Below are 16,086 nucleotides of genomic sequence, written 5' to 3'. Positions count from 1 at the left end.
CTTCACCGGGTCGAAGGGTGGTCGAGGGTGGTGAGGTGGTCGCGGATCGTGTCGGCTTCCGGTGCGCCGAGACCGGTGTGGCGGGCGGCGCGCGCGGCGTGCGCGTGGACCGCCAGGGGGTCGGTGGGGTGCCCGCCGATGAGGTAGCGGTGCGGGGTGGCGGCGAACCGGATGGTGTGGGCGGGCTGGCCGCGGGTGGCGGTGTGGGCGGTGACCGCGACCAGGGTGGGGCGTTCGGTGTCCAGCCAGGCGCGGGCACCGGTCTCGTCGGCCAGGGCGGGAATGGGCGTTGGCGGTGGGGGTATCCGGGGACGTCGATGGGTTTCGTCCGGGTAGCGGACGTCCATGGCGTCCCCCGGGGGGAACGCGGTCACCGTCAGGTGCGTGGCGCCCGCCAGGGTGGTGAGGCTGCGCCCGGTGGTGATCAGGACCGGGCAGCCCGCGACGCCGGGCAGCAGCGGGCGGACCTGCTCGGCGGTGGCGGCGTCGTCCAACACGATCAGGGTGCCGATGCCCGCCAGCCGGGCCCGGTAGGCGGCGATCCGGGGGGACAGGTCGTGCGGGATCCGCCGACCGGGCATCCCGAGCAGGCGCAGGAACCCGTCCAGCACCGCGGCCGGGTCGGGATCGAATCCGCGCAGGTTCACGAACAGCACGCGCGCCACCAGCCCGTCCCGGACCAGTTCGTGCCCGGCGCGCACGGCGAGTCGGGCCTCGATCCGTCGAGCAACCCCGCGCGCCCGACCCGCCGTCGAGACCGCCGCCCGGACCCGGTCGAATATCCACAGTGGACTTCGCGGCGCGCCTCGTCGGTGTCGGGCACGGCGCGTTCAGGTGTGGTGGTCGACCAGTGCGCGGATCTCCTCTGCGAGTACCGCTGCCTCCGGTGATCCCATGTCCTGGTGGAGGGAGGCGGCGGAGGTGAGGTAGGCGACCGCGGTCGCCATGGCGCCCTCGTTCGCGGCCAGGTGTCCGAGGTACCGGAGCGCCTTGGCCTCCTCGAAGCGGCTCCCGCACGCGCGGCAGGCGTCCAGTGCCGCGAGGTGTTCCTGCTTCGCGCGCTCCGGGTCGCCGCGGCGGGCGGCGATCGTGCCGCGCAGGTTGTGCGCCTCCGCCAGGTCGATGGCGAGACCCAGCCGCGCGAAGATCTCGACCGCGCGGTCCAGGTCCGCCGCGGCCTCGTCCAACGCTCCCGCCTCGATCCGCGTCTTCGCCCGACTGCGCCAGGTGATCGCGGTGTTGCGGCGCGCGCCCACCGCCAGGTAGTAGTCCAGCGCGAGCTGGTTGAGCCGCAACGCCTCCGCCAGGTCGCCCGCCCTCCGCCGCAGGACCGCCTGGTTGGCGACCGCGTTGCTCCACCCGTGTCGGTCGCCCACGGTCTCGAACAGCCGCTGGGCGGCCTCGAAGTGCGCTGTCGCCTGCTCGGTCCGCCCCGTCTCGAGCAGCGCGCGGCCCAGGTTGTTGCGGGTCCGCGCCTCGGCGTGGCGGTCGTCGAGGCGGAGGCAGGCGGCCAGGGCGTGGCGGTGGCTGGCGATCCAGGCGTCCCACCGCTTGGTGAGGAAGAAGTAGCCCCGCCAGGTGTACGCGAGTTGCCACCGCCGCGCGTCGAGCCCGGTGCCGTCGAGCGCGCACAGGGCGACCGCGTCCCGCCAGTGCGAGTGCAGCCAGGTCAGGGCCGCGTCGTAGTCCGCGAACCCCACCGCGCCCGTCGCGTCGCCGTCCAGGGGAACGCGGTAGCGGTTCGGGGTGACCAGCCGGTCGGCCCGGTCCGCGGTGTGCAGCACGTGGTCGAACAGCCGCACGCGGGCGGCGGCGGTGCCGTCGGGATCGGCGGTCGCCAACTCGACCGCGTGGAGGCGCGACAGGTCGTGGGCCGCGAACCGGCCGGGGCGCGGCTCGCCGATCAGGTGCGCGCCGACCAGGGCCCGCAGCAGCCGTCCGGCCCGGCTGAGCGGGACGGCGCAGAGCGCCGCGACCGCGGGCACGTCCACCTCGCCCGTGGGGTGCGCCCCGATCAGCCGGAACGCCCGGTTGACCTCGACGGGCACCCGGTCCAGCGACCAGGACAGCACCGGGCGGATCGACGACCGCGCGTCGCCCACCACCTCCAGCACGTCCAACCGGTGCTGTTCGTGCCGCAGCTCCTCCGCCAACCCGGCCAACGGCGCGCCGGGGCGGGACCGCGCGAGCTCCGCGACGATCCGCAGCGCCAGCGGCAGGCCCCCGCAGTACTCGACGAGTTCGGCGACGGCGGGTTCCCGCACCGCCCGCGCGCCCACCGCCGCGCGCAACAACTCCAGCCCGTGCCGCGCGTCCAGCAGGTCCAGTTCCAGGATCTCGGCCTCGTGGCGGACCGCCAGCCCGGACAGCACCGCCCGGCTGGTCACCACCACCGCGCCCGGCCCGGGCAGCAGCGGACGCACCTGGTCCTCGTCCACCGCGTTGTCCAGTACCACCAGCAGCCTGCGCCGGTGCGTGACACTGCGGTACCGGCCCACCCGCTCGTGCCGACTCCGCGGCACCTCACGGTCCGCCACGCCGAGATCGCGCAAGAACCCGCCGAGGACGTCATGGGGGTCCAGCGGCGTGTCCGGCCCGTGCCCCCGGAGGTCGACGTACAACTGCCCGTCCGGGAACTCGTCCAGCCGGGTGGCGGCCCAGCCCACGACGAGCGCGGTCTTGCCCACGCCGCCGGGACCGGTCACCACCGCGGTCCCCGGCCGCCCGTCGCCGAGCCGTGCGTCCAACCAGGCGAACTCCGCGTCGCGACCGACCAACCCCCGCGCGTGGCTCGGCAACTGGTGGGGAACGACCCGCGACGGTTCGCGGGCGGCCGAGTACACCGTGTGGACGTGGACCGACCCGTCGACGCGACCCGCCTGCACCGCCACCGCGGTGGGCGCCGCCACCGTGTTGCGGTCGGTGTCACCCATTCCCGGCGCCCTTGGCGGACAGGATGTGGTGCGCCAGCTTCTCGAAGTCACCCGCGCGTCTCAGGTTCAACCGCTTGGACCCCCGGAAGATCAGGGGGATCGCCTCGTCGTTGCTCTCCTCCTCGTAGAGCTTGAGCACCAGCACCGTCGGGCCGTTGCCCTGCCGCTTCACGTCGCTCGAGATGACCGAGTCGATCTCCCGGTTCGCCCACGCGGAGGCGTTGACGTTCGCGCTCGCGCACACCAGGAAGAACCGACTGGTCCGCAACCCGTTCTCGATGGTCCGGCGCGTCGAGACGGAAGGGGTCAGTTCCACGTCGTCGTACCAGGAGCGGATGCCGAACTCGTTCCACAGCCGCTCCTTGACGTCCAGGACGACGTCCTTGTCCTTGCTGGAGTGGCAGAGGAAGACGTCGTACTCGAAGTGGGACGGCACCCCGCCGACGGTGTCCTTCAGCGCCCGCAGCAGTTCCACGCGTTGCTGCAGCTCGAGTCGGTCGATACCGCTGGCGCCGATCCAGAGCACCAGGATGGGCTCCTGCTCCCGCCGGTAGGTGTGCGGCGACTGGACGAGGAGGTTGGGCACGTCCACCCACAGCAGGGGGCATTGGGCGCCCGACAACCTCGCCGCCGTGGGCGCCATGACGGTGCCCGACACGAGGATGAACAGACCGTGCCGCGGGCGGTCCTTGGACACCTCCCGCGCCACTTGGCCGACGTCGAGCGTGAAGCCCTCCGCGGCCACCTCGACCAACTCGGTGTGGGGGAGCAGGTCGCGCACCGTGGCCTCCCACGCTTCCTGCGCGCCGACGCGCGAGGTGCTGTGCGTGGGGGCGACGCTGAGCGGCCCGAGGCGGCTCGGGCCCAGCAGGTACGGCGCGGCCTGGATCGTGTGCTGGAGCACGCGGTCGGTGATGAACAGCTCGTACTGGCGCGCCGCGTCCTTGCCCGCGTCGGTGCCCGCCAGCTTGTGTTTGATCTCCTCGCTGATGAACGACAGCAGCGCCACGTCCGATATGGCGACGAGGTCGGCCGTCCGGGGGCGTTTCAACGCGGTCGCGAGCTCGCCGACGACCTCACCCGCCCGCTGCACGTGCTTGGGTTTCGCGGTGCCGCCGTAGCCCTTGCCCTCCAGGTTGTAGACACCGACCTCGCCGCGCAGGATCACGAACATCGACTCACCGGGGTCCCCGACGCGGCAGATCACCTCGCCGGGGCCGCGCTCGACGAGGTGGCCGAGCTTCAGCATCTCGGTGAGTTCGTTGGCCCGCAACGACTCGAGGAAGCTCCGGTTCCCCGGGGTCCCGGACTTCAGGATCCCGGTGACCAGTTCGAGGGTCCGGGTGACGTCCTGGTCCCTGGCGTTGATCTGGGAGATCCGCTTCGAGTAGTAGAGCGCCTCCCACCCGTTCTGCTCGGCCAGGCTCTGCCGGAGCGAGGCGTAGTCGTCCTGCTCGGCCTCGGCCCACCGCGACCGCACCCGGTCGAGGGACATCAGGAACAGCAGCTGGGGGTGGGAGTTGCGGTCGACGAGCAGGCGCTCCTCGTGGAACACGACGTCCTCGGTGGACGGCGCCGCCGCGACCTCCTGCCGGAAGCGGTCGGAGACGAGGATCCCGTGCCCCGTGGCCTGGCGGATCAACCAGCCCGCGAAGTTGATCCCGGTGCCCACCGCCTGGACGCGACCGTCCGCGCCGACCAGGGTCGCGACCCGGCCGACGTGGCCGGTGACGCGCAAGGTGAGCCGTTCGTCGCGGGCCCAGCCGGACAGGTCCGCGACGAGCCGCACGGCGTCCGCCTGCCACTCGTCGCCGAAGAACACCACGTGGCCGCCGTCGCCGCCCGAGGACCAGACGATGTGCCGGGCGTCACGGCGGATCGCCGCGGCCACGATGTCGTTGATCGCGGCCACCCGCCGCACCTGCTCCGCCTCGTTCGCGGCCGAGTGGCCGATGATGTCGCAGGACACCACGGCGACGTCCTGGAACTCCGCCGCTGCCACCCGCTCCACGGGCCTCCCTCGGGTGCGCGGTGCCGCCCGCCGCGGCGGCGCGGAACCTGACCTGTGGCACGCCACGAGACGTGCGGGGATCAACGCTATCCGCAACGCGCCGCCCTTGTCCCGAATGACAAGCTTTCGTCCATAGCCGTGTCGTGCCCGGCGGCCAGGGGGATTTCCGCCCCCGTGCGGAGTCGGCCGCTCCGCCTGCCCGGCGTTCGCCGCCGTGCGCGGGAAACCTGGGGCTGAGCTGTGCGCCGGTATGAGTTGCCTGTGGGACGGCCGAGATCCCTCCACCGGGTGAACCGCCGTGCCGACTGTCCCGGTGCAAGCGAAACCCCACCGCGAGGCAGGTTAGGTATGACTGTCAGTTCCATCTCCGGTAGCCAGAGCCTGGCGTACGCGCAGCGGGCCGACAACGGCCAGTCGTCGATGCGCAAGGCCTTCGACGCCGCCGCCAAGGCGTTGGGCATGAGCACCGACGACCTGCGCGGCGCGCTCGGCAGCGGGCAGAGCATGTCCACGCTGGCGCAGAGCAAGGGCGTCAGCACCGACACCCTCACCACCGCCATCAGCGACGCGCTGACCAGCGCGGACAGCACCCTCTCCGCGACCAAGGCCAAGGAGGTCGCGCAGAAGGTCGTCGCCGGGCCGGGGCACGGCGGCGGGCCCGGTGGACCCGGTGGCGCCCGCCCCGCCGGCCCGCCCCCGGGTGGCGGCGGTCACGACCAGAAGGTGGACGACGCCCTCGACTCCGTCGCCGACGCGCTCGGCCTCAGCTCCGAGGAGCTCCAGGACGAACTCCGGTCCGGCACGAGCCTGACCGACGTCGCCGCCGCCAACGGCATGGACGCGGCGACCCTCAAGACCACCATCACCGACGCCCTCAAAGCGGGCGACGACTCGCTATCCGACGACCAGGTCGACGCGCTCGCCGACAAGATCATCGAGGGGCCGCCGAAGCCGGACGACACCACCCCGCGCCAGGCCTTCGACCTGGCGATGAGCGCCCGGACCCAGTCCGCAGGCTCGATCAGCCAAGCCGCCCTCAGCGCCCTCTACCAGCAGTCGCAGCTCGCCACCGCCGGTAGCGCGACCGGTACCTGGGCGTAACGACATCCGACCGGAGGACGCACGACCAGGTGGAATCGGCCGCGCGGCCACGGCCGCCGGGCACATTCGACCCATGCCGTACCGCAGATCCGGGCGCCGCGTCGCCGCCGCCCTGGTGCTCGCCACCGTCCTCGCCCCGTCGGGCACGGCGACCGCCGACGTCCCCGTGCTCGACGGGCCCTACCAGGTCTCGTCGTCGATCGACGGCGAGTGCCTGCACGCCGACCCGTTCACCGCCACCGACCTGGTCACCACCCGCGGCTGCGACCCGCTGCCCACGTTCTGGTACTTCCTGCGCGACGGGGCGGACGACCTCTACCTGATCAGCCCCCTCGCGGGCATCGACCAGTGCCTGACCCGCGTCGCCGACCACGAGGTCGACCTCGAACCGTGCGCGGCCACCGCCGCCGCGTACTGGCGGATCGCGGAGGACGGCGCCGCCGTGGTCATCGCCGACTACCAGGGCCGCGACGTCCTCGTCTCCACCGAGGGCGACGACGGCAGCGGTCTGGCCGCGGACCGGGTCACCACCAGCCGCCACGGCCACGCCGAGGAGCGCTGGTACCTGAGCATGTCCGTCGGCTCCGACCTGCCCGCCCCGTGAGCCCGCCCGCCCCTAGGATCGGCGGCGAACCGAGCCCAGGGGGAGCCATGACCACCGTCCAGCCCGGCACCTACGCCATCGACCCGGCCCGCTCCACGGTCCGGTTCGACACCCGCCACGTCTTCGGCCTCTTACCAGTCACCGGCGGCTTCCCGATCGCCGCCGGCACGATCACCGTCGCCGCCGAGCCCGGGGCGTCCACCGCCACCGCGCGGATCACCGCCGCGGGCTTCACCACCGGCAACCCGACCCGCGACGCCAAGGTCCGGTCGTCGACCTACCTCGACGCGCCCCGCCACCCCGAGATCGTCTTCACCGGCACCGCGTTCGAGCAGACCGCTACTGGCGGCACCCTGCGCGGCGACCTGACCGTCAAGGAGGTCACCAAACCCGTCACCCTCGCAGTCGAGTCCGTCGCGGTGGACGGCGCTGACCTCACCACCCGCGCGACCACCACCATCGACCGCTACGACTTCGGGATCACCGCGGCCCCCGGCATGACCGGCCGAATCCTGCGGCTGACCCTGGACGTCTTCGCCACCCGGTGAAACCCCGACCTCCGGCGCGCTCGGACCAGCACACTGGCGATCATGGGAACAGCACAGGACATCGTCGCTGGGCTCCAGCGGTCGTGGAACGACGGTGACGCCGACGGCTGGGCCGCCGCCTTCGCCGAGGAGGCCGAGTTCGTCGACGTGCTCGGCCGGGTGCAGCGCGGCCGCGCGGTCATCGCCGACGAGCACCGCAAGGTCTTCACCAGCATCTACCGGGGCAGCCAGGTCGACCTCCGCCTGCACTGGGCCCGGCCCCTCGCCGAGGGACTCCACCTGGTCCGCACCTCGTCGACCCTGCGCGTCCCCGATGGCCCGCGCGCGGGCGAAACCCGTTCCGTGCAGACGATGCTGCTGCGCGACGGCGAGATCCTGGCTTTCCACAACACCATAAGCACCACCATGGCCGCGTTTGCCGACCACGACGAGACTCTCGACGCCCAGGACCCGCTCGGCTGGCAGGACTAGCTGTCCCCGCGCAGCCACGACTCCAACGTCAGCAACCCCGGGTACCGGCCACGCAGGGCCGGGATGTCCGCCTCGAAGCCGAACGCGCCGATCCAGTCGAACATGTTGGCCGCTTCCGCGCCCTGGGCCCGGAGTTCCTCGGTCGGCTGCCGCTCGAACCGGGTCGGCACGCCGTCGGCGGCGGTGAAGGCCGCCGCGATCTCGCGAACCGTCAACTCGTCGCCCGCGATCTCGATTGACCGGCCCAGGAAGTCGCGATCTGTGAACGCGTCGGCCGCGATCCGGCCGATGTCGGCCAAGGCGATCATCTGTAGGCGGGTACCAGCGTCCAGAGCCACCGCGCCGACCCGGGATCCGTTGTGCGCTGAGGGAAGCATGTAGCGCCAGTTCTCCATGAAGAACACCGGGCGCAGCACCGTCGACGGCACCCCCGCCGCGCCGACGTACGCCTCGATCTCCGCCTTGGTCTCGAAGTGCGACACCCCCGACCGGCGCTCGGCGCCCCCGACCGAGCTGTAGACCAGGTGCGCCACCCCCGCCGCCTCGGCCGCGTCGGTGACGTTCTTCCCCTGCCGCACCTCGACATCCGGCCGCGGGTCGAACATGTCCGACGGCTGCACGCTGAACACCCCGTGCGCGCCGCTCGCGGCCTCGACCAACGACTCCCGGTCGTCGAGGTCGCCGACGACCAACTCCGCACCCAGCGCCCGCAACACCTCCGCCCCGCGCCCCCGCGGATCGCGCACGAGCGCCCGCACACCCCACTCGGCCGCCAGCAGCGCGCGGGCCACCGCACCGCCCTGCCCGCCGGTCGCGCCCGTCACCAGCACACTTCCGTTGTCCGCCACCGCGAAACCCCTCCCGATTCAGCCGACGCGGCGCGGTGCCGGGAGCTGCCCCGCCACGATCGCCGCGAGCGCGAGCCCGAAACCCAGCAATTGCACGGCCCCCAGCGTCTGGCCGAGCACGACGGCCCCCAGCACCGCCGCGACCAGGGGCGACAGCAGCACCAGCACCGCGACGGACGTCGTGGGCAGCGCCGTGATGCCGCGGAACCACAGCACGTACGCGATCAACCCGCCGAAGATCCCCAACCACAGGTACCCCGCCGCGGCGGGCAGGTCGATCGACGGCGGCGCCCCCTCGACCAGGAACGTCACCGGCAGCAGCACCAGCCCGCCGGTGGTGAGCTGCCACCCCGCGAACGCCATCGGCCCGACCCCCGAGGGTCGCCCCCAGCGCTTCGTCAGCGTCAACCCGAGGCCCATCGTCGCCGCGCACGCCAGACCCGCCACGACCCCCACCGGGTCGAGCGCCGCGTTCGGGCCGATCACCACCAGCCCGACCCCGAGCACCCCGACGACACCCCAGAGCAGCCGCCACACCGACAACCGCTCACCCAGCACCGCCACCGCCAGCACCGCGACGATCAACGGCTGGGCGGCGGCCAGCGTCGCCGCGACCCCACCCGGCAGCCGCTCGGCGGCGATGAACAGCAGCGGGAAGAACAGCCCGATGTTCAACACGCCCAGCACGGCGGCCTTGCCCCACCACGCGCCGGTCGGCAGCGCGCGGGTCAGCGCCAGCGCGATCAGCCCGGCGGGCAGCGCGCGCAGGAGCCCGGCGAACAGCGGGTGGCCGGGCGGCAGCAGTTCGGTGGTGACTACGTAGGTCGAGCCCCAGGCCAGGGTCGGGAGCGCGGTCAGCAGCGTGCGGGGCAGCGCGCTCCCCGCCGTGGCCGTCCCGGTCGCCGTTGAAGTCGTCACGTGGACCATCACACCGCCGGGCGATCCATGAGTCCAACACATGTTTGTCACGGCATCAATCGCGATCCAAGATGGATCCGTGGAACTCCAGCAGCTGCGCTACGTCGTGGCGGTCGCCGAGACGAACAGCTTCACCCGCGCCGCCGAGCGGTGCCTGGTCGTGCAGTCCGCGCTCAGCCACCAGATCGCCCGCCTGGAACGCGAACTGGGCGCGAAGCTCTTCGAGCGCACCAGCCGCCGCGTCCGCCTGACGCAGGCCGGGGCGGCGTTCCTGCCCGCCGCCCGCCAGTGCCTGGACGCGGCCGAGCGGGCGGCGGCCGAGGTCGCCGCCGCCGTGGGGGAGGTGCGCGGCAGGCTGGCGGTCGGTCTCATCCCCACCGTCGCCGCCGTCGACCTGCCCGCCGCCCTGCGCGACTTCCGCGAGCGCTACCCCCACGTCCGGGTGAGCCTGGGGGTGGGCGCGAGTGACGACCTGGTCGAGCAGGTCCGCGTGGGCGCGATCGACGTGGCGTTCCTCGGGCTGCCGACCACCGCCCACCCGCAGGGCGTCGCCGCCCACATCCTGGCCCGCGACCGCCTGGTGGCGGTGGTCGCCCCGGCGCACCCCTTGGCGGGCGAACCGTCGGTCACCCTCGCCCGGCTCGCGGAGGAGGTCTTCGTCGACCTCCCCGCAGGCACCGCCGGTCGAGCCCAAACCGACCAGGCCTTCGCCGCCGCGGGCCTCACCCGGGACGTGGCCTTCGAGGTGACCAACGCCGACCTCATGGCCCGCCTCGTCCAGCAGAACCTGGGCGTCTCGATGTTCGCGTCGAACTACGTCCCCCGCTTGACCGACGTCACCACGATCCCCGTCCCCGACGCCCCCGGACGGGTCGAGTACCTGGTCTGGAACCGCGCGGGCCGCAGCCCCGCCGCCTCCGCGTTCCTCGACATCCTCGCGATCCCGGTCGACCGACCCGAGTGATCGGTCCGGCCACCCCGCGGCATCGCGAGTCAAAGATTCTTGACATACTGTCGAACATTGCTTACCTTGGTGATGTCAAACTTGCTTTACATCGGGAGCGCGCATGTCGTACCAGGAGAAGCAGACCTGGGCATATCTGGTGATCAGCGCCGTCGCCTTCCTCGGCTACCTGGCCGTGATCATCGCCAAGGCGGGCGCGGGCCCCTGGTCGGACGTCGACTACGTCGCCCCCATGCTCTGGGCGATCGGCGCCTCGATCGTCGCCGCCATCGTCGTCGGCATCGGGCTCGGCATTGCCAAGCCGGGCGAACGTCACCGCGCGGACGTGCGGGACCGCGAGATCGACCGGCACGGGGAGTACCTCGCGGGCATCGTGCTCGGCGTCGGCATGGTCCTGCCCTTGGCGCTGACCATGGCCGAGGCGCGGCACTTCTGGATCGCCAACGCGATCTACGCGGTCTTCGTGCTGTCCGCCGCGGTCGGGGCGACGGCGAAGGTCATCGCCTACCGGCGGGGGTTCTAGTGGGGAAGCCGACCAGGATCACCAACTCGATCCGGGCGCTGCGCTTCGCCACCGGCGAGATGACGCAGGCGGACCTGGCCGCCCGGGTCGACGTCACCCGGCAGACGGTCATCGCCATCGAGCAGGGGCGCTACTCGCCCTCGCTGGAGGTCGCGTTCCGCATCGCGCGCGTCTTCGGCGTTCCCATCGACGATGTCTTCCAGTACCCGGACGAGGAGTAGGTCATGAGAGCGATCGTGCAGGAACGCTATGGAGCGCCCCAAGAAGTGTTCCACCTCAAGGAAATCCCCAAGCCTGAGCCGGGCCCGGGAGAAGTGCTGCTCCGCGTGGCGGCCTCGCCGGTCGTCGGCTCCGACTGGCACCTGATCCGCGGATTGCCCTACCTGGCAAGGCCGACAACCGGCCTGCGCCGCCCGCACCCGGTCCCGGGACTGGAGGTCGCGGGCACGGTGGAAGCCGTCGGCGCGGACGTTCGGACCCTCGTCGTCGGAGACGAGGTCTTCGGCTGGTGCAAGGGCGCCTTCGCCGAGTACGCCACCGTCCCCGAAGGCAACCTGGCGAGCAAACCCAAGAACCTGTCCCTGATGCACGCCGCCGCCGTTCCGATCTCGGGATTCGCTGCCCTGCAAGCGGTCCGCGACGCCGGGAAAGTCTCATCAGGACAGAGAGTGCTCATCACCGGCGCCTCCGGCTGCGTCGGCACCTACGCGGTGCAGATCGCCAAGCACCTCGGCGCCCACGTGACCGCGACCTGCAGCGCCGAAAAGGCCGACCTCGTACGGGAACTGGGCGCGGACGACGTCGTGGACTACCGGTCCACACCACTCGACGACCTCGGTCCCTTCGACGTCTTCATCGACGTGTACGGAAACCCGCCCCTGCGCACCTGCAAGCGCGTGCTCCACCGGGGCGGCACCCTGGTCCTCGTCGGCGGCACGGGCGGGCGCTGGTTCATGGGCACCGACCGCTGGCTGCGTGGCCTGCTTGCCGCGCCGTTCCTCGGGATCCGCGTCCGCCCCCTGGTGCACAAGGACCGCTTGGCCGACCTCGAAGTCCTCCGCGAGCTGGTCGAGACCGAGGCCGTGCGACCCGTCGTGGCGCGGACGTTCCCATTACCAGAAGCCGCGAACGCCATCGAGACCGCCGCGAGCGGCACACTCACCGGCCAAGCGCTCCTGGTCATGGAGTCCTGACCGCGCCGGTGTGGCATTGTGGACTCCGGAGCCGACTTCTGGAGGAGAGTGGATGTCCGACGTGCTCATCCGGGTGGTGAACGGGGTGGGGCGGATCACGCTGAACCGGCCCCGCGCCATCAACGCCCTCACCCACCCCATGGTCGTCGCCATCCGCGCGGCCCTCGACGAGTGGGAACACGATGACCGGGTCCGGCTCGTCCTCGTCGACGGCGCCGGTGAACGCGGCCTCTGCGCGGGCGGCGACATCCGCGCCATCCACGCCGACGCCGTGGCGGGCGGCGGCGAGTCGACCGCGTTCTGGGCCGACGAGTACCGGATGAACGCGCGGATCGGCGGTTTCCCCAAGCCGTACGTCGCGCTCATGGACGGCATCGTCATGGGCGGCGGGGTCGGCGTCTCGGCGCACGGCTCGGTCCGCGTGGTCACCGAACGGACCCGGCTGGCCATGCCGGAGGTCGGCATCGGCCTCGCGCCCGACGTCGGCGGCACGTACCTGCTCTCCCGCGCGCCCGGCGAACTCGGCACGTACGCGGCCGTCACCGGCACCTCGATGTCCGGCGCCGACGCCGTCCACTGTGGACTCGCCGACTGGTTCGCGCCCAGCGACCGGCTGCCCGAGCTGATCGCGGAGATCGAGGCCGCGGGCGAGGACGTCGTCGCCCGCTTCGCCGTCGAGCCCCCGCCGTCCGGACTGGCCAAGGAAGCCGAGTGGATCGACCCGGCTTTCACCGCGGACACCGTCGAGGAGATCCTCGTCGGGCTCGCCGCGAGCGGGCAGCACGACGTCATCGCCGAGATCGGCACCCGCTCGCCGACCGCGGTCAAGGTCGCGCTCGAAGCGACCCGCCGCGCCAAGCGGTTGCCGGACCTGGAATCCGTGCTGGAGCAGGACTACCGGGTGTCCACCGCGTGCCTGCGCGGCCACGACCTCGTCGAGGGCATCCGCGCCCAGGTGGTGGACAAGGACCGGAAACCGCGCTGGTCGCCCGCCACCCTAACCGACGTGACCGACGAGGCGGTCGCCGCGCACTTCGACGAACCCGAGGTGCCGTTCACCCTGCGCTAGGTGTACCGGGCCACTACGTTGGTGACGGTGTGTCGGCTTGATCATGGGTGAGGCCTCCGGGTGTGGTGGTGATCGCGACGTCAGTCACCGCGACCGGAGGCCTCGATGGGATACGCCAACGCCCGCTTGACTGTGCGCGGACGCTGGTTTCCCGGGTCGCCGCGGGCAGGTCGGTCGCTCACGGGGCCAAGGAACTCGGTGTGTCACGGCGGTGCGCGCACCGCTGGGCCCGCCGGTTCCGTGATGAAGGCGCCGCCGGCCTGGTCGATCGGTCCAGCCAACCGCATCACATGCCGTCGCGGACGTTGGCTGGGACAGAGCGGCAGGTCGTGACAGCACGCGGCGAGCCGCGGTGCGGACCGGCTCGGATCAGTGCCCGTACCGGTGTGCCCGCTCGCACCGTGTCGCGGGTGCCGGCCCGGTATGGCGTGCCGGGGCCGGCCGAGTGTGATCCGCTGACCGGGCACCGCGTCCGCGCCACCCGCCACACCACCCGCCGCTGCGAACACCCGCACCCCGGCGACCTGATCCACCTCGACGTCAAGAAGATCGGCAAGATCCCGCCCGGGGGGCGGCCGGCGCGCCCACGGCCGCGGGCCGCGTCCCGCCGAGGCTTGGGCTATGACTACGTCCACGCCGCCATCGACGACCACTCCGGGCCCGCCTACGCCGAAGTCCTTTACCGACGAGCGCGGCACCACCTGCGCGGGGTTCCTGCTGCGCGCTGCGGCCTGGTTCGCCGAGCAGGGCATCCCCGGTGTTCACCGGGTCTTGACCGCCAACGCCACGAACTACCTGATCTCCCGTGACTTCGCCGCGGCCCTCGCCACGATCGGCGCCCGCCACAAGACCATCAAGCCGCACTGCCCCCTGGCAGAACGGCAACGTCGAGCGCCTGAACCGCACCCCGTACACCGGGTGGGCCCACCGCGAGATCTTCCTGGACAACGACGCCCGCGCCACCGCGCCGGCGCCCCGGCTCGATCACCACAACACTGAACACGGTCACCACACACTCAACCGGGCACCCACCCATCAGCCGCGTTCAATCACCAACCTCATGACCAAGTACAGCTAGGGCCGTCCACTTTGTCACCCACATGGTTAAGGTGCGACCGGCCCAGCGCCGATCGCGACGGCCGCGACCGGCCCCGGCCCTAGGGTTGGTGCCATGCACACCCGTGTCCACCGGGCCGCGCCCGCGGCGGCGCTGCTGCTCGCCCTGGTCGCCTGCTCGAGCCCGTCGACCACCGCGAACGCGCCGACGATCGGCGCGCCCACGGCCGCGGAGGACGAGCAGATCGGCTGCCTCACCACCGGGGGCGCCACGACCGTGCCCCCGACCCCGCAGTCCTTCCGCGCGACCCCGGGCTGGAAGCGGGCCGCCGAGGCCCCGGCCGCGGACCCCGGCAGCCCGGCGGTGTGGGCCGAGATCGAGCACGAGCTGGCCACGTACCAGAAGTCGGACTACCAGCACACCACCACGCTCGACCGCGCCGCGGGCAACTACGTCGTGGACTGCTCGGGCTGGGGCAACGTGCTCCTGCGCATCGCCGCCTGCGACGCGTACGGCGACCTGGTCCGCGCGGCCAACGCGACCCGCTCGACGTCCTTCGCCACGTCGTGCGACCTGCCGACCGGCGCGGTCGAACACGGCCCCTACGCCGTCGACTGGGCGCAGATGCTGGGCAAGCTCCAACCCGGCGAGAGCAACGGCCACTGGACCCGGGTGGCGAAGGTGGCCGACGTGGTGCCGGGCGACGTCGTCACCTACGCCCTGGGCCCGGGCGCCTCGGACACCGGCCACGTCATGTTCGCGGCAGGCACCCCCACCCAGGACGCCACCAACCCCGCCGAGTGGCAGGTCCCCATCGCCGACTCCACCGAAAGCCGCCACGGTCCCGCCGACAGCCGGAACAACAACCCGAAGAACGTCGACGGCCACGGCATAGGCACCGCGGCGATCTCCCTGATCGTCGACCAGACCGGCGCCCCCACCAACCAGTTCCGCTGGTACCCGGGCGCCCCCAAGATCGACCAGGTCCCCGCCGCCGTGACCCTGGGCCACTTCACCGGCTGACCCACCACACACCGGCCCCGATGGGGAACACCGCTTCCTGGTTGGGACCGGGCGCATCGACTCGCGCCCGGTCCCAACCAGGAACACCCCTCTCATCAGTGCCACGTGTCCCGCAGCCCGCTCGAGCAAGAGCCCGCCGGCTTCGACGGTGAGCCCCCGCACCCGGCCCTTCGGTCACGCCATCTTGGCCCGCGCGGAGAACTCTCCGATCTCATACGGGTGCACCGGTCTCGTCGGGCAGTGATTTTCCGGTTTCAGCCGACAATTGCCTCGCGCCCGAACTCCGATCAGACGCGCCATGTCCATCCGGTCACTCGACGAAGCATCGCCCGATCTCGACCGACCGCGCCGACCCGGCCTGAACCCGGCCGCGCGCCGACCATCCTGACAAGCCCAACCCAGCCGAGAAATCCGCCGCCACCAGGGGCCACTCGCCCCGTGTCCGCGCTCCTCAGCGCCCGCGAGGGGTCCCCCGCAAATAGGGGAATCTTGACCTCAACTGGTCGATGCGCCGGCATGGGATGATCTTCGTGGGTGGGTGATCGGAGATCATGTCGTGGTGTGTCGGGTGATATTGAGTGCCGAGGAGCGGGAGACGATCTTGCGGGAGTTGCGGGCGAGGCGGTCGTTCCGGTTTATCGGCAGGGTGTTGGGTCGGCATCATTCGGTGGTCGCTCGTGAGGTCGCCCGTAATGGCGGGAGATTGGCCTATCGAGCGTTGAAGTCGTGCACGCGTGCCGCGGTCATGCGGAAACGACCGAAACCGCGAAAGTTGGAACAATCGGGCCGACTACGCGATTATGTGATGGCGGGCTTGGATCGC

The 16,086-nt window shown here is 72.0% G+C and carries 16 protein-coding genes and 1 pseudogene; 12 read left to right on the top strand and 5 right to left on the bottom strand.

All coding sequences use genetic code 11. The annotated features are described in order from the left end of the window. Positions 1-2: 2 nt before the first annotated feature. The 3 genes from CLV40_RS17595 to CLV40_RS17585 all read right to left on the bottom strand — a co-directional run bounded on the left by CLV40_RS17595 (position 3) and on the right by CLV40_RS17585 (position 4,944). Positions 3-701, bottom strand: coding sequence for a hypothetical protein (locus CLV40_RS17595; RefSeq protein WP_104480030.1), 699 nt, complete (start codon positions 699-701; stop codon positions 3-5). 129 nt (positions 702-830) lie between these two features. Beyond that, the gene (locus tag CLV40_RS17590) at positions 831-2,933 is read right to left on the bottom strand and encodes a tetratricopeptide repeat protein (RefSeq protein ID WP_104480029.1); all 2,103 of its coding nucleotides are present in this window, start codon (positions 2,931-2,933) and stop codon (positions 831-833) included. After that, entirely contained in the window at positions 2,926-4,944 is a 2,019-nt protein-coding gene (locus tag CLV40_RS17585; protein WP_104480028.1) for a TIR domain-containing protein, read from the bottom strand. The genes CLV40_RS17590 and CLV40_RS17585 overlap by 8 nt, the downstream gene beginning before the upstream one ends. Positions 4,945-5,292: 348 nt before the next feature. Here CLV40_RS17585 and CLV40_RS17580 point away from each other — a divergent pair, with 348 nt between their 5' ends. The 4 genes from CLV40_RS17580 (at position 5,293) to CLV40_RS17565 (ending at position 7,668) form a co-directional block, all read left to right on the top strand. Next, positions 5,293-6,045: a hypothetical protein gene (locus CLV40_RS17580; RefSeq protein WP_104480027.1), complete on the top strand. Its 753-nt coding sequence runs from the start codon at positions 5,293-5,295 to the stop codon at positions 6,043-6,045. 73 nt (positions 6,046-6,118) lie between these two features. Next, positions 6,119-6,649 (top strand): hypothetical protein, encoded by a 531-nt coding sequence (locus CLV40_RS17575; protein ID WP_104480026.1) that lies wholly within the window; start codon positions 6,119-6,121, stop codon positions 6,647-6,649. A gap of 47 nt (positions 6,650-6,696) precedes the next feature. Beyond that, the gene (locus tag CLV40_RS17570; RefSeq protein WP_104480025.1) at positions 6,697-7,197 is read left to right on the top strand and encodes a YceI family protein; all 501 of its coding nucleotides are present in this window, start codon (positions 6,697-6,699) and stop codon (positions 7,195-7,197) included. A gap of 42 nt (positions 7,198-7,239) precedes the next feature. Further along, on the top strand, positions 7,240-7,668 hold the full coding sequence (locus tag CLV40_RS17565) for an SgcJ/EcaC family oxidoreductase (protein ID WP_104480024.1): 429 nt from the start codon (positions 7,240-7,242) through the stop codon (positions 7,666-7,668). On the opposite strand, the gene CLV40_RS17560 is transcribed toward CLV40_RS17565, so the two are convergent. Further along, entirely contained in the window at positions 7,665-8,516 is an 852-nt protein-coding gene (locus CLV40_RS17560) for an NmrA/HSCARG family protein (protein WP_104480023.1), read from the bottom strand. The genes CLV40_RS17565 and CLV40_RS17560 overlap by 4 nt on opposite strands. Before the next feature lie 18 nt (positions 8,517-8,534). After that, complete coding sequence (locus CLV40_RS17555; RefSeq protein WP_104480265.1) at positions 8,535-9,443, bottom strand: EamA family transporter; 909 nt, start codon at positions 9,441-9,443, stop codon at positions 8,535-8,537. A gap of 70 nt (positions 9,444-9,513) precedes the next feature. On the opposite strand from CLV40_RS17555, the gene CLV40_RS17550 reads away from it, so the two are divergent. The 8 genes and pseudogenes from CLV40_RS17550 to CLV40_RS40310 form a co-directional block, all read left to right on the top strand. Then, entirely contained in the window at positions 9,514-10,398 is an 885-nt protein-coding gene (locus tag CLV40_RS17550; RefSeq protein ID WP_219824016.1) for a LysR family transcriptional regulator, read from the top strand. Positions 10,399-10,501: 103 nt separating this feature from the next. Next, positions 10,502-10,921 carry a hypothetical protein gene (locus tag CLV40_RS17545; RefSeq protein WP_104480021.1) on the top strand — a complete coding sequence of 140 codons (420 nt, stop codon included), beginning with the start codon at positions 10,502-10,504 and terminating at the stop codon, positions 10,919-10,921. After that, the gene (locus CLV40_RS17540; protein ID WP_104480020.1) at positions 10,921-11,142 is read left to right on the top strand and encodes a helix-turn-helix transcriptional regulator; all 222 of its coding nucleotides are present in this window, start codon (positions 10,921-10,923) and stop codon (positions 11,140-11,142) included. Before CLV40_RS17545 ends, CLV40_RS17540 begins: the two co-directional genes overlap by 1 nt. A 3-nt stretch (positions 11,143-11,145) precedes the next feature. Next, positions 11,146-12,114 (top strand): NAD(P)-dependent alcohol dehydrogenase, encoded by a 969-nt coding sequence (locus CLV40_RS17535; RefSeq protein ID WP_104480019.1) that lies wholly within the window; start codon positions 11,146-11,148, stop codon positions 12,112-12,114. A gap of 52 nt (positions 12,115-12,166) precedes the next feature. Continuing rightward, positions 12,167-13,183: an enoyl-CoA hydratase/isomerase family protein gene (locus CLV40_RS17530; protein ID WP_104480018.1), complete on the top strand. Its 1,017-nt coding sequence runs from the start codon at positions 12,167-12,169 to the stop codon at positions 13,181-13,183. Between the two features lie 110 nt (positions 13,184-13,293). Beyond that, a pseudogene (locus CLV40_RS17525) lies at positions 13,294-14,247 on the top strand (IS481 family transposase). A 107-nt stretch (positions 14,248-14,354) separates the two neighbouring features. After that, the gene (locus CLV40_RS17520) at positions 14,355-15,263 is read left to right on the top strand and encodes a hypothetical protein (RefSeq protein ID WP_104480017.1); all 909 of its coding nucleotides are present in this window, start codon (positions 14,355-14,357) and stop codon (positions 15,261-15,263) included. Between the two features lie 538 nt (positions 15,264-15,801). Continuing rightward, the coding region (locus CLV40_RS40310; protein WP_219824015.1) for a helix-turn-helix domain-containing protein at positions 15,802-16,086 on the top strand (285 nt) is incomplete at its 3' end.

The sequence above is a fragment of the Actinokineospora auranticolor genome (assembly GCF_002934265.1).
In the GTDB taxonomy this organism is placed as follows: Bacteria; Actinomycetota; Actinomycetes; order Mycobacteriales; family Pseudonocardiaceae; genus Actinokineospora; species Actinokineospora auranticolor.
Note: the sequence above shows the minus strand (reverse complement) of the source record. Positions and strands in the feature narration are given on the sequence as shown.